At 75.1% G+C, this 13,340-nt stretch carries 12 protein-coding genes and 1 tRNA gene; 3 read left to right on the forward strand and 10 right to left on the reverse strand.

Annotation, left to right across the window (positions count from 1 at the left end):
* Window positions 1–105: 105 nt before the first annotated feature.
* A complete protein-coding gene (locus tag J1M40_RS10185) occupies window positions 106–798 on the reverse strand; it encodes a transporter substrate-binding domain-containing protein (RefSeq protein ID WP_206450773.1) in 693 nt (230 codons plus the stop codon).
* Between the two features lie 160 nt (window positions 799–958).
* Between J1M40_RS10185 and J1M40_RS10190 the strand changes: the two genes are divergently transcribed.
* Entirely contained in the window at window positions 959–1,786 is an 828-nt protein-coding gene (locus J1M40_RS10190) for a hypothetical protein (RefSeq protein ID WP_100058395.1), read from the forward strand.
* A 9-nt stretch (window positions 1,787–1,795) separates the two neighbouring features.
* Here J1M40_RS10190 and J1M40_RS10195 read toward each other — a convergent pair whose 3' ends face one another.
* Window positions 1,796–2,071 carry a DUF1540 domain-containing protein gene (locus J1M40_RS10195; protein ID WP_100058396.1) on the reverse strand — a complete coding sequence of 92 codons (276 nt, stop codon included), beginning with the start codon at window positions 2,069–2,071 and terminating at the stop codon, window positions 1,796–1,798.
* 329 nt (window positions 2,072–2,400) lie between these two features.
* Between J1M40_RS10195 and J1M40_RS10200 the strand changes: the two genes are divergently transcribed.
* Window positions 2,401–3,162 (forward strand): OBAP family protein, encoded by a 762-nt coding sequence (locus J1M40_RS10200; protein ID WP_122054665.1) that lies wholly within the window; start codon window positions 2,401–2,403, stop codon window positions 3,160–3,162.
* 137 nt (window positions 3,163–3,299) lie between these two features.
* On the opposite strand, the gene J1M40_RS10205 is transcribed toward J1M40_RS10200, so the two are convergent.
* The 4 genes from J1M40_RS10205 to J1M40_RS10220 form a co-directional block, all read right to left on the reverse strand.
* A complete protein-coding gene (locus tag J1M40_RS10205) occupies window positions 3,300–4,481 on the reverse strand; it encodes an NAD(P)/FAD-dependent oxidoreductase (RefSeq protein WP_100058397.1) in 1,182 nt (393 codons plus the stop codon).
* Window positions 4,482–4,593: 112 nt separating this feature from the next.
* A complete protein-coding gene (locus J1M40_RS10210) occupies window positions 4,594–5,547 on the reverse strand; it encodes a WcbI family polysaccharide biosynthesis putative acetyltransferase (protein ID WP_144818999.1) in 954 nt (317 codons plus the stop codon).
* 178 nt (window positions 5,548–5,725) lie between these two features.
* Window positions 5,726–7,105, reverse strand: coding sequence for a glycosyltransferase (locus J1M40_RS10215; RefSeq protein ID WP_260849725.1), 1,380 nt, complete (start codon window positions 7,103–7,105; stop codon window positions 5,726–5,728).
* Window positions 7,102–8,214, reverse strand: coding sequence for a glycosyltransferase family 4 protein (locus J1M40_RS10220; RefSeq protein ID WP_144818995.1), 1,113 nt, complete (start codon window positions 8,212–8,214; stop codon window positions 7,102–7,104). The genes J1M40_RS10215 and J1M40_RS10220 overlap by 4 nt, the downstream gene beginning before the upstream one ends.
* Before the next feature lie 165 nt (window positions 8,215–8,379).
* Here J1M40_RS10220 and J1M40_RS10225 point away from each other — a divergent pair, with 165 nt between their 5' ends.
* Window positions 8,380–10,374, forward strand: coding sequence for a glycosyltransferase (locus J1M40_RS10225; RefSeq protein WP_206450774.1), 1,995 nt, complete (start codon window positions 8,380–8,382; stop codon window positions 10,372–10,374).
* Window positions 10,375–10,402: 28 nt separating this feature from the next.
* On the opposite strand, the gene J1M40_RS10230 is transcribed toward J1M40_RS10225, so the two are convergent.
* From J1M40_RS10230 to J1M40_RS10245, 4 genes are all read right to left on the reverse strand, one after another.
* Window positions 10,403–11,494, reverse strand: coding sequence for a glycosyl transferase (locus J1M40_RS10230; RefSeq protein ID WP_206450775.1), 1,092 nt, complete (start codon window positions 11,492–11,494; stop codon window positions 10,403–10,405).
* Window positions 11,494–12,621: a glycosyltransferase gene (locus J1M40_RS10235; RefSeq protein ID WP_144818988.1), complete on the reverse strand. Its 1,128-nt coding sequence runs from the start codon at window positions 12,619–12,621 to the stop codon at window positions 11,494–11,496. The genes J1M40_RS10230 and J1M40_RS10235 overlap by 1 nt, the downstream gene beginning before the upstream one ends.
* Before the next feature lie 244 nt (window positions 12,622–12,865).
* Window positions 12,866–12,938: transfer RNA gene (locus tag J1M40_RS10240), tRNA-Ala, on the reverse strand.
* A gap of 34 nt (window positions 12,939–12,972) precedes the next feature.
* The coding region (locus tag J1M40_RS10245) for a VanZ family protein (RefSeq protein WP_241252221.1) at window positions 12,973–13,340 on the reverse strand (368 nt) is incomplete at its 5' end.

A 13,340-nucleotide genomic window follows, 5' to 3' on the forward strand; every position in this document is an offset into this window, starting at 1 on the left:
GGACGACCTGCTCGGGGGTGTGACGCTTCCTGCTGTTCGTCATGATCTGACCAGTCTCCCTGCCCGCGACCGCGGGCAACAGGACGACTCTCATAACGACTGGACCTACGAAACGGGGTCAGCCCAGGGGTACTCGTGGTCGATGTAGAGCACCTCGGAGCGGTCCGTGGTCATCACGTCCGCCTCACCGGCCGCGAGAGCGTCGAACACCGTGAGGTTGTCGTGCGTCAGTAGCTCGCCCTGCGGGTAGTGCTCCCGCGCGAACTTCTCGTTGGTGCCGCCCTCCGGGAAGATCGACCGCACACCCGGCTGATTGATCTCCGCCACGGTGTCGTACTTCTCGACGTCCTCGCAGCGGGTGATCGGCGTCTTGCCGTCCTCCTGCGTGGGCACGGTGAAGTACACCTGCTCGGCACGTTCCGGGTTCAGGGAGATGCCCCCGACGGCGACGTCGCACGCCCCCGACGTGTAGTCGTCCATGAGCGTCTTCCAGCTGGTCTTCACGAACTCCGGCTCCACGCCCATGGTCTCGGCCAGGTCGCGGGCCATGTCCACATCGATGCCCTTCCAGTCGCCGCTCTCGGTCTGCTCGGTGAAGGGCGGATAGTCACCGGTGGAGCAGACGCGCAACGTGCCGACCTCCTTGATGCGGGTGAGTGCGGAGTCGACGACGGTGGCGGTGGCGGGTTCCGATGAGCTGCCCGCATCCTGCGCCGTGCCGCAGGAGGTGAGGGTGAGCGTCAGGACGACGCCGAAGGCCGCCGTCGCGAGTCGGCAACGGGTGGGGCGGAAGGTCATGATCGGCTGGCTCCCTCGACGACGGCATGTGAGTCCCGTCACCGTAGCTCAGCACCACACGTCCCCACCGCCCCGCGTACGACAAATACACAACACTCACCTTGCGTATCTCACTGAGGTGTGCCTTACTGGTTCTCGGACCCCCGCCGGAAGGACCCCCATGGCCCACGCCTCCACGCACCCCGCTCATCCGCTGCCGCCCGTGGCGCCCCGTCGCCTGCTGCTGGCCCAGCGGCTGCTCCGCGGCGAGGGCTCCGTCGAGGTCACGGCCTTCCGCGCCGGCGAGACGCTCACGACGGCCGTCCACGGCGTGAGCGCGGACGGCCGCCTCGTGGTCGCCCACGTCCCCAACCTCCTCGGGTCGCTCGGCGCGTTCCACACGCTCGCGCCGCTCGACGTGCGCGTGGACGTCCTGCGCGACGCCCTGGACCTCACGCTCCCCACCCGCCTGGCATCCGTGCATCTGCTCGGCACCCTGCGCTGGTGCCGGGACTCGGCCGAGGTCGCGGAGCTGAAGCTGCGCGGTCGCGTCGCGGACCTCGTGGCCGACGTCGGCCCGCGGGTGCGCGTGGGCGTCGTCGAGACCCAGCGGATCCTGCTGCACGACGTCGACGGCGTCGCCGTGTTCTGCTGCCACACCCTGCCGCTCACGTCGCGCGGGCTCGTCGACCAGGCCGAGCTCGCAGACCTGGCGGATGACGTGCTGGGCACCGCCCCCGAGGTGCTCGCGGACCTGGCCGACGCCGTCGCCCTGGGCCTGCTGCCGGGCGAGAGCACCCCGTTGCAGGTCGACACCGAACCCCTGTCCGAGTCCCCCGCCCACGCCCTCGACGTGGACGAAGCCGGGGTGACCCTGCTGCGCGTCCGCGACGGCGAGACCACCGCGGTGCACGTGGCCCTGCCCGGTGCAGGCCGGCTCGACCACAGCCCCCGGCACGCCTGGCGGCGACTGCTGGACGCGATTCCGGCGCGGGTCGCCCACCCCTGAGGGGCGGCGTCAGTCGATCGTGTAGGTGGCGCAGGTGGCCACGTCCGTGACCTCGATGCCCTCGGCGGTGCAGGCGAGGTCGACGTTGTAGGTGCACTCGAGGCGGTGGCACGCACCGACGGTCGAGGCGCCCTCGGTCACCGGGCGGCGGACGTCCAGCTGGACGAAGGTGCCGCAGCCGGGCGTTCGGTCGGAGCCGGCGACGGTGATGGCCAGGGCGTTGCAGGACGTCTCGGCATTGAAGGCGCAGGCACTGGCGGCGCAGGTGCGGACGGCGGTGGTCATGGCGTGATCCTCCCGGTTCGGGCCCGCCCCGGGCTGGGACGGTGCTGCTGGAATCGAGATTACTCCGGCCCACGAATAGCACAAGAGGGGTGAGCCTTAGTCGATAGGCAATTAGCGCAAATGCATTTTGCGCATTGTCGCGTGTCGTATGGGCCGAGTCCGCCCCTGCCCGGAATCTTCTTCATCTCTGGCCCTTCTGGCGACCACGCGCCCACTCAGAAGGGTCAGATGCGCAGACGATCCGCCGTCCCCGCCTCCTGAGCAGCCCCGGCAGCCCCGGCAGCTCCACCACCCTGGCAGAGTCCGCCCCGCACTCCTAGCGTGGGGCCATGAGCACCCATCGCCTGTCCTCCACCGCCCTCGGGTTCGCCGCCGGACTGGGCACCGCGGCCGCTGTCACCGCAGCCCGCAGGATCGCCCTCATGGCCGCCGTCGGGAAGGGCCACCCGCTCAAGCACCGCCTCCTGGACGCGGCATCCGGCCTGGTCCAGCCGAAGTACCCCATGGGCGCGATGAGCACCTACCTCAACGGACTGCACTTCTACGCCGACGACCTCGGCCGGCAGGTCGAAGCCAGCCACTTCTGCATCCACCTGCGCCACGACCTGCACCAGTGCGTGATCTTCGACCGCAACGCGCCGGACGCACGGCTGATCGGCATCGAGTACATCATCAGCGAGGAGCGGTTCCGCAGCCTCCCCGACGAGGAGCGGCGCCTGTGGCACAGCCACCACTACGAGGTGAGCTCCGGCGCCCTCACCGCCCCCGGGGTGCCCGAGCTGGCCGAGCACAGTTACTTCGAAGACCTCATCCACACCTACGGGAAGACGTTCCACACCTGGCAGTACGACCGGGACGACTTCCCGTACGGCATTCCCCAGCTGATGATGGGCCTCACCGGCGACGGCCAGGTGGACGAGGCCCTCCTGCGCGCCCGCGACGAGCGCGTGGGCGTGGACACCGCGGCCCAGCGACGCAACCGCGCGGACATCCCGGTCCCGGACGTGGTGCCGGGCGCGAACAGCTGGGAGCGCGGGCGGGTCGTGCAGACCACGCTCGAGGAGCGCCCGGTGCGGGGCCGCGACGACTGAGGCCGGCGTCGTCGGCAGGGCGCCGTTTCCCGAACGAAAACGCTCGGCGGGCCGGCGCCGTCATCCGGATCGGGCGGGGGCGCCCCGCGAGGGACAGTACGTCCGCCGCACGTGTCGCGGCAGCGAGAACGCTGGGCTCAGACCTTGCCCTTGAGCAGTCGGTGCCAGTAGATCCGGGGCTGGCCGAAGCGGTCGAAGGCCGCCGTGCTCTTCCGCGGCTTCGTCAGGTCCACGCCGGGGATCGACCGGTCCTCGGAGCCGTCGCGGACGTGCTCGTCCAGGACCAGCTCGTCCCGGCTGACCATCACGGGGATCACGGTATAGCCGTCGTACTTCTGGAGCGGCTTCCCCGCGTCCGCAGCCTGGATGTTCTGGGTCAGGATCTTGACCTGCCGGCGCAGGGCTCCGCCGGAGGGCCGTGTGCCCAGGGCGGCGGCGTCGCCCAGCGCCCACACGTGCGGGTGCACGGGATGCCGCAGGGTCGCGGGATCCACGGCCGCCAGGCCGGCCTCGCCGTCGTCCGCCAGGCCTGCCTCGGCGATGAACTCCGGGGCCCGCACCACGGGCGTGATGTACGCGGCCGCGACGTCGGTGATCCGCTCACCGGTGTTGAGCACCACCTCGCGGGCCTCGTGGTCCACGGCGTTCACCTCTGCGCCGGCGTGCACATGGATGCCGTACCTCGCCACGGCCTCGGCCAGAGCGGGGTCGATGGTCTGCCGGTCCAGGATCCGGCCGTAGGGGGTCACCAGGTGGACGTCCACGTCCGGCAGGATCCCCGTGCGCTCCCATGCCGCGCAGGCCAGGAACAGCGCCTTGAGCACGGTGCCGCCGCACGAGGAGGGCTCAGCCGGCACATTCGCCACCACACGGTCCCCCGCGGCCACACGCGACAGCAGGGCCCGGGCGGCGTCCACGTGCTCGGGCACGTGCGCACTCGCCGCCCATCCGGCGGCGTAGGCCTCACGCAGCCCGTCGATCGCACCCCACCACGGGGTCAGCCCCGGGCAGAGCACGAGGTGGCGGAAGCCCACGGTCAGCCCGGTGGTCGTCACCGCGGTCCGTTCCTCGGCGTCCACGGCCACGACGTGGTCCGGGATCCATTCGACCCCGTCCGGGATGACGGCCCGCATCGGCCGTTCGAACCGGGCCATGTCCGCCTGCCCGCCCGCCGCGTAGTTCAGCATCGGCCGGTAGCGGTGCAGCTGTTGGCCGTCGGCGATGGCGACCCGACCCTGCCGCTTCCGCCGCAGTGCGGCGGCCAAGGACACGCCGGCGTTGCCGCCGCCGACGATCAGGATGTCGTACTGCTCGGTCACGTGGTCCTCCGTGGGGTGACGGGGTCAAGGAAACGGTACGACCGCCCCCGCAGACGTGCTCCGCGGCAGACGGGACGTGCCGCCCATCCTCCACTGGTGGCCGGGGCCGGCGCTAGCCCGTAAGGCCCAGCAGCCGCAGCTGGTCGGCGTACTTGCGCATCCCGACCTCCACGGCCTGCGGGTTCTGCGCGTACCAGTCCAGGTGGGTCTGTCGCAGCTGCTCGGCCGGGACGGTCTGACCGGCCACGGTCCAGTCCTCGGTCGGCTCGGCGTCGAGGTCGAGGGCCTCCACCACGACCGCCTCGAGGGGCGCGCGCACCCCGCCGAGGAGCACGCGGGAGGCGGGCACGGGCTGGACGGCGACGTCGCCCGGCAGGCGCTCGGCCACGCGCTCGGCCACGCGGGTCAGCAGTGTGTTGGTCGGGTGGTTCACGGTGTAGAAGCCGACGCCCCGCTCCGCCGCCACCAGATCCGCCATGGACAGCGTCCCCTTCGCCTCCTCCCGCGCCCGCAGCGCCTGCACGGACGCGGCGGCGGCCTCACGGATCGCCGCCGGCGCCACCTCCCGACGACGGCCCGTCGCCGCCTCGGCCAGCACGCGCAGGTCGTGGTACGGCACGACGGGCGGGTCCTCCCCCGGCCGCTCGGCCGCCCCGGGCGCGAACTTCCAGTTGCGGAGGGTGACCTGCCAGGGAAAGCGCGAGACGTCGTACACCACGGGGATCCGCACCACGGCGGCGTCCTTCGGCAACCGGGCCACGAGCTGGTCCGTGCCGATGGGCATGCCCCGGTAGTCGTGCGGGATCGGCTGGGTGACGAGGGCCTTCACGCGGGGCAGCAGCCGCTCCAGGTGCTCGACCTCGTCCGGCTGGGCCTCGAAGGCGGGCGGCACGCGGACGCTCACCAGGTCCGCCCCGTGCAGCGGTGTGCCGGGCTCCCCGCCGAGCAGCCGCCGGTACGACTCGCCCTGGCAGTTGCCCCACACCAGCAGCAGGTCACCCTCGGGCAGGTCCTCGAGCCCGTAGAAGTGGCCGTAGTGCCGGCGTCGTCCCTCGTCCTCGTGCACGCCTGCGTCCTCTCTCCTCAGCCGTCCTCGCGACGGATCCAGCCGACGCCCGCCGTCCCGAACCACCAGGCCAGGAACGCGGAGAGCGCCGCGAAGTCCAGTTCGTCCAGCTCGCTCATCGGTCCTCCCGTGCTCCGTCCTGTCCGCGATTGTGCCAGCCCCGCGGACACCGGCCCGCTCAGCCCCAGCCGCCCCACCACGCCTCGAGGTCCGGCACGGCGGCCACGGGCGCCCAGCCCAGCCGGGAGGCGGGCACCCGCCACACCCGCGCCGTCCCGCCCCGCCGACGCCGCCACCGCGCCCGGGCGCACGTCAGCACGGCGAGCACGTCGCGCTCGGCCCGCTCGCCCGGCTCGCCCAGCACCTCCACGCGCTCGACGCCGGCCCGTTCCAGGCGCAGCAGCCACGCGGCGACGGCGTCCGCGTCAGGCCGGGCTCCGGCCGCGGCGGGCCGCAGCGGCACGTGCACGTCCACGGACCAGTCGGGCACCGACCGCACGGCGTCGAGGTCGCCGCGCGCCGGCGTCGGCGGCAGGTCCTGGGACGCCGCCGCGCCGCCGTCGGGCTCGCCCAGCAGCCGCACGCGGGGGTCGCCGAGCGCCCGCGCCGCCGCCTCGTCGAGGCCGCCCACGACGCCGACCCGCGCCCCCGGTGCCGCGCGCAGCACGGCGTCCACCGCCACCACGGCCGCCGCCGCGCCGTCCGCGCCCTCCGGCACCCGCACGCGCGCCTCGACCCGCAGCGGGCCGGCCAGGGACAGGCCGTGGCCGCGGGCCGTCGTCGCGGGGATGCGCGAGGCGAGCACGAGCGCCTCGCGGGCCTTCACCCGGGCGGCCTCGGCGGTGTCGCCGCGTCCGCCGAAGTCGGCGCCGGCCTGCCACGCCACGGCGTCCGGCGCGTGGCGCAGGGCCGCCCCCACGCGCCACAGCCGGTGCGCCAGCTCCCAGTCCTCCCCGCCGTAGCCCACGAACGCGGGGTCGAAGCCGCCGGCGTCCTCGTAGACCTCGCGCGCCATCGTGAGCACGGCCGAGATGACGTACCGGTAGCCGGTGGAGTCGGCGCGGCGCAGGTCGTCCGTCGCGCGGTACCCGTCACCCAGCCACGCCGGCTCAGCCAGGCGGGAGCTCTCCGGCACCTCGTCCCCGGGCCGCCAGCCGTCCGCCCAGGCCCGCTCCAGCCAGGCCTCGGCCAGGTGCCGCCGCCGACCCACCACCGCGGCGTCCCGGGGCGCCGTGGCCACCGCCGCCAGCGCCGCGGCGAGGTACCCGGGCTCGGGGAGCATGTCCCCGTCGAGGAAGGCGAGCACGTCGCCGTCGGCCGCCTCCGCCCCGAGCGCCCGGGCCGCCGAGGCGCGGAACCCGCGGTCCCGCTGGCGCACGGTCACCACGTCGAACGGCAGGCCCGGGTCCACCCGGGGCGGGACGGGCGAGCCGTCGTCGGCCACCACGAGCTGCAGCCCGCCGGTCAGGCCGCGCTGGGCCGCGAGCGCGGCCGTGAGCCGGTCGAGGTCCGCCTGGGCCCGGTAGTAGGGCACCACCACGGAGACGGCAGCGCTCACGTCCACCTGTGCACGCGGCGGAGCACGTCGAAGAGCATCCGCGCGCAGTCCTCGGCCCCGGGCGAGAGGTCCACGGCGGGGTCGAGCCACGTGCGCTCGGGGTCCTCGACCGCCTCGGCGATCGCCTCGGCCAGCGCGAAGGCCGGCGACCCGTTCGGGTGCACGAGCCGCAGGGTGCCCGGGCGCAGGCGCTCCATCTCCTCCGTGTAGCGGCCCGCGGAGGCGATCGCCCGCCGCCCCACCGAGGTCCACGCCGCCAGGGACCCGGACGCGGACACGTTGCGGTGCGCCGCGAACGGGATGCCCGCCGAGAGCAGGGCCGCGTCCGCGAACTCGTCCGGCACGAACCCGGTGACGCGGAACTCCAGGCCGCGCGCCTCGGCGTCGCGGGTCAGCTCCGCCACGAGGTCGTCATGCCCGATGCTGACGGGTCCGAGCGCCGTCAGCCGGCGCGGCGCCCCGGAATCCGGGCCCCACTGGCGGTGCAGCTCGGTGAGGGCCTCCAGGGCGAGGGCGTGCCCCTTGCCCGGGTAGACGAAGCCGAAGAGCACGAGGTCCCGGTCGAGGCCGGCCATGCTCTCCGGCACCACCGGCTCGGCGCGGGCGGCCGCGGCCCGGCGGTCCTCCACGGGCAACGGGACCACGTCCGCGGCCACGTCCACCAGGTCCGCCAGCAGCGCCCGCTCGTGCTGCGAGGAGACCACGACGCCGTCCACCGCCTGGGCGAGCCGCGCGTATGCCTCGCCGCGGCGGCGGTAGCGGCCGTCGCCCTCGGCGGGCTGCGGGATGTCGTGCAGGGTGAGCGTGGTGCCCGCGGGCAGGACGTCGACGAGCAGGTCCGCAGCGGCGGTCGCGGTGGGGCCGAACAGCGCGTCCGTGACGTCCAGGTGCACGGCGGCGCCCAGCGCGCGCGCCTCCTCCAGCACGGGCACGAGGCCCCGGAACGCCGCGACGTCCTCCGCCGTGAGCAGCTCCACCTCGGCGCCCACCCGACGGAGGGCGGCGGCGGTCTGCCGGCCATGGCGCACCACGCCGTGCTCCGGCGCGCCCACGGTCACGTACAGCACACGCCCCTGCGGCTGCGAGTCCACGTCCACGATCCCCTTCACCTGCGGCGGCGCTCCTCGACGCGGCGGCGCGCCGGAACGGACAGGATGCCGCTGCTCCGATTCTCCGATCCTGCCCTGACAGACTAGATTTCGCGACCCCCGACCCGGGACGGGGACACGCCGCCCGCGCGGCATCGCATCCCCCAGGTCAGGAGGCCCTCCCCCGTGAGCATCACCGTCCAGCACGTGCCCGCGCAGCACCCGTACACCCGCGCGATCCGCCCCCTCGACCCGGGCGCCGCGCCGGACGTGGAGTTCCTGCCGGACCCGCCGGTGCCGGGCGCGCCCGCGCACCAGTGGTGGCCGCCCCGGGCCCTGCACGCGGAGTGGCTGGCCGAGCACCGCCCGGACGTGCTGCACGTGCACTTCGGCTTCGAGCACTTCAGCCCCGCCCAGCTGGCCGCCGCCCTGGACGCGCAGCACGCGCACGGGGGCGCCGTCGTCGTGACCGTGCACGACCTCGAGAACCCGCACCTGACGGACCAGGGCCCCCACCGGGACCGCCTGGCCGTGCTGCTGGGCCGCGCGGACGCCGTGCTCACGCTCACCCCCGGCGCCGCGGCGACCCTCGCCCGCGACTACGGCGTGCGCGCCCTCGTGGTCCCCCACCCGCACATCGTCCCGCTCGAGGACCTCGTGGCGCAGGGCGACGACGACGCCCCCGGCGCGCTGCCCCCCGACGCGTCCGACGACGGCGACGGCGCGGCCGCCCCCGCCCGCCTGCTGGTGCACGCCAAGGACCTGCGCGCCCAGGTGGCCCCGGTGGCGCTGCTGCCGGTGCTCGCCGCCGCCGTCGGGACGCTGGCCGAGCGCGGTGTCGACGCGCGGGTGACCGTGGAGGTCCAGGACACCGTGCAGGACGAGGACGCCCTGGCCGCGCTGCGCGCGGGCTGTGCCCACCACGGCTTCGAGCTGTGGCAGCACGACCGGCTCGACGACCCCGCCCTGCACGCGCTGCTGCGCGACGTGGACGTGTCCGTGCTGCCGTACCGCATCGGCACCCACTCGGGCTGGGTGGAGATGTGCCGGGACCTGGGGGTGCCGGTGGCCGTCGCGGACATCGGGCACATCGCGGACCAGTCCGGCGCCTGGTTGACCCCCGACTCGCTCGCCGCGTTCGACCCGGAGGACCCCGACTCCCTCGCCGACGCGCTCGAGACGCTGGTGCGCGCCCGCGCGCGCACGGCCCCCGCCGACCCGGCCGCCCGGGCCCGGCAGCGTCGTCGCGTGGCCGCCGCCCACGTGGCCGTCTACCGCGAGGCCCTCGCCCGGGCGCGCGGGGCGTTGCCGGGCGTGTCCGTGCTGGTCATCACGGGGCACCGGGACGAGCACCTGGCCCGCGTGATCGCCGGGCTGGAACGCTCCCACCGCCGCCCGGACCAGGTGGTCGTGGTGTTCATGGGCCAGCCGGACGGCCGCGTCCCGGCCACGGACCTGCCCATCACGGTGGGACACGTGTCCGCCGAGGCCGGCCTGCCGCTGGCGCAGGCCCGCAACCGCGCGGCCGAGCTCGCCACCGGCGAGATCCTCGTCTTCCTCGACGTGGACTGCATCCCGGCGGCCGAAACCGTCGGCGTGCTGGCCACCGAGGTCGCGGCCCACCCCGGGTCCGTGGTGATGGGCCGGCCCCGCTACCTGCGGCCGGGCTGGACCCGCGACGTCGGGGAGGCCGACCTGACCTCGCATCGCGCCGACGCCCTGCTGCGCCGCCTCTCCGTGCCCCACCGGGCGCGCGCGCACCTGACCGCCGGGCCCTCGGACGAGTGGCACCTCGTGTGGACGCTGATCCTGGCGCTGCGGCGCGCGGACCTGGCCCGCATCGGCGGTTTCGACGCGGGCTTCACCGGCTACGGCGCCGAGGACACGGACCTGGCCTTCCGCGCCCGCGACGCCGGCCTGACGCTGCGGTTCAGCCCCGCCGAGGCGTTCCACCAGCACCACGGCGTGATGACCCCGCCGCTGCACCACCTCGAGGACATCCTGGTCAACGCCCGCCGCTTCCGGCAGGTGCACGGCCGATGGGCCATGGAGGGGTGGCTGCGCGCGTTCGCGGACGCGGGGCTGATCGCGTGGGACCCCGAGGGCGAGCGGCTCGAGCTGCTGCGTCACCCCACGGAGGCGGAGCTGACGGCCGCCCGCCGCGACGACGCCGCGTACTGAGGGGCGAGGCGCCGGGGGCGTGCCGGACTCAGCCCAGGGCACCCTCGATCGCCGCCTCCCAGCGCCGCCGGTACTCGCCCGGCGCCACGAGCAGCAGGCCCGCGAGCCGGTCGGCGGCGGCCGGGTCCGCGAGGGCGCCGCCCACCGCGCCGGCCCAGTCGGCGTCCGGGTCCTCCCACGCGCACCACGGCACGCCCGCGGCCCGGTGGATCTCGCGCACGAACACGCGCTGCTCGTCGAACGGCCGCGGCTCGGGGGCGAGCACCACGGGGCGGCCGGAGCGGGCGGCGTCCACCACGGCGTTGTGCCCGGCCGAGACCACCACGACGTCGGCGTCCGCGGCCCGGCGGGCCGGCGCCTGGACCCAGCCGTGCAGCGTCACGGTGGCGGGCATCGCCTCCGCCGCGAGCCCGCCCGGCGCCTCCGGCTCGCCCACCCCGGCGATCGGGCCGTACACCTCCCACGTCGCCTCCGGCACGGCGGATGCCGCCCGGGCCAGGTCCGCGGCCCGCACCCCGCCGCCGCCCGTCCCGGCGATCACGGCGACGCGCGGGGCGGTGCCGGCGGACGCCGTCGTCGTGGCGCGGGTGCCGAGCCGGCCGGTGACGTCCGCGACCCCGAGGTAGGTGACCCGGCCGACGTGGGCGGCGCGCCAGGCGGGGACCTCGAGCTCGGCGGCGTAGTGGGCGAAGAGGCCGTCGGCCTCGGCGTAGACGAGGGCGTGCGCGGGGTCGGTGCGCTCGCCGTGCATGCGGCGGTGCAGCACGGGCCAGCCCGCCAGGCGCAGGAACAGGGCGGCCTCCACGGACACGTCCACCACGCACACGTCCGGGTCCACCCGCCGCGCCGCCGCGTGGAGGGCGTCGAAGCGCGCCCGGATCTCGGGCCCCACCGGGGACCAGTGCAGGGGCGAGCGGGCCGGCTGCTCGTGGCCGGGCACGAGGTCCGAGGGCAGCGGGATGACGGGGACGTCCGCGGGCAGCAGTGCGGCCGCCCGGGGATGGGCGGTCACGACCGTCACGTCGAACGCCCCGGTCGACGCCAGGCCGGCGGCGTGCCGCAGATGCCCCGCCCCGTGCTGGTGGGCGTAGTAGAGGACCCGCCTGCGGGCCGGAGCCATCAGAGGGACTCCAGGTCCGCCGCCTCGGCGGACGGGCGCGGGACCCCCTGCGGGTCGAACCCATACGCGTCCTCGGCGGCGGCGAGGTCACGGGCGTCCTCGGCGGCCTGCTCGAGCAGGTCCACGTAGCCCTCCACCATGGTCTCCGCGCTGAACCGGCAGGCCCACGCACGCACGCGTCCCCGGTCCTTGCGGCGGGCGTGACGGATCGAGACCGCGAGCTCCTGCGCCGTGTGGTGCACGGCCAGCGCGCCGGCCTGCGGGGCGACGATCTCCCCCATCGCGCCGCTGAGCAGCGCGGCCACCGGCACGCCGAGCGCCATGGCCTCGACCACGGCGAGCCCGAACGGCTCGGCCCACAGCGGGGTGGCCAGGAAGACCTCGCCCGTGGCCAGCATGTGCGGCAGCGCGTGATGGTCGAGGTGGCCGTGGTAGACGGTGTCCGGACCGAGCCGCGGCACGACCTCCCGGGCGTGGTACTCCTCGTCCGAGATCGGCCCGGCGAAGTGCAGCTCCATGCCCGCGATCCGGGCGGCGTCGATCGCCACGTGCAGGCCCTTCTCCGCCGTGATCCGGCCCGACCACACGGCGCGGCCGCGCACGGGGACGGCGTCGGAGACCCAGTGGTGCAGCTCGATCCCGTTGGGCACCACGTCCACGCGCGGCAGCCGGTGCTGCCAGGCCAGCGCGTTCGACGCGGACACCGAGGCCCACCGGTGGTGGTCGGGAGCCGTCCAGCCCGGGGCGTCGACGACGGCCAGCACCTCCGCCAGCGTGGCCGGCGTGTGCAGGACGGTGACCACGGGGCGGGCGCGCAGCAGCTCGAGCGGCGCCGGGGAGAGGGAGTTGTTCAGGACGGCGTCGGAGTCGTCGTCGAGGATCAGCGCGCAGGCCCGGCGGGCGGCCGCCTCGCGCACGCGGGCGCCCGCGCGGCCCGGGCCGGCGCCCTCGGCGGGCAGCACGGCGACGACGTCGCCCGGCAGCCGGGTGCCCTCCCGCGCGTAGACGGTGACGTCGTGGCCCCGGCGCACGAGGTGCTCCACGGTCATGGCCGTGTGCATCTCCAGCCCGCCCTCGTAGGGCGAACGGATGGGGTGGAGCATGTGGGTGAGCACGCTGATGCGCATCGGCGTCCCCTTCCCGGCCCGGGCCGGGCCGAACGGCCCCGTGCGGGGCGGCAGAAGCGCGACTGACCTGCGGTGAGACGGCCGCATCACGTCCGCGCTGACGTACCCCGGCACTGTAGACACCCGGGGGGTCCCCCCGGAAGCGCCGACCCCCCTCCCGGGTGAGGGCGGGGAAGGCGCACACGCCCCCGTCACGAGAAAGTCCCGGCCCGCGACCACGAGGATCGCGGACCGGGACGGTCCGTGGAGCTAAGGGGAATTGAACCCCTGACCTTTTCATTGCGAACGAAACGCTCTACCAACTGAGCTATAGCCCCAGGTCATGCCCTCCCGCAGGAGCGCACCGGACCATCATACGCCCGACGCCCCCGATCCTCCAATCCGGCGGCTGCGCGCGGCGACCACGCCGAGCACCACCCCCGCCAGGTCCGCGACGACGTCCACCGGGTCCCCCGTCCGCAGCGGCACCCACGCGTGCTGCACGAGCTCACTCACCGGCGCGTGCACCGCGAACGGCAGGGCCCACCACGCGCTCCGCCCCCGCCCCACGGCGAGGAACGCGGGCAGCGCGAACACGGCCACGTGGATCGCCTTGTCCAGCCCCGGCACGGCGAACCCGGCCTCCGGCACCTGCTCGCCCGGCAGGTACAGCACCACCAGCTGCACCACGACGGCGACGACCAGCGCCGCCGCCACGGCGCGGCGCCGTCGTCGGGAAG

Source organism: Micrococcus sp. KRD026, assembly GCF_017168445.1.
Lineage (GTDB): Bacteria > Actinomycetota > Actinomycetes > Actinomycetales > Micrococcaceae > Micrococcus > Micrococcus luteus.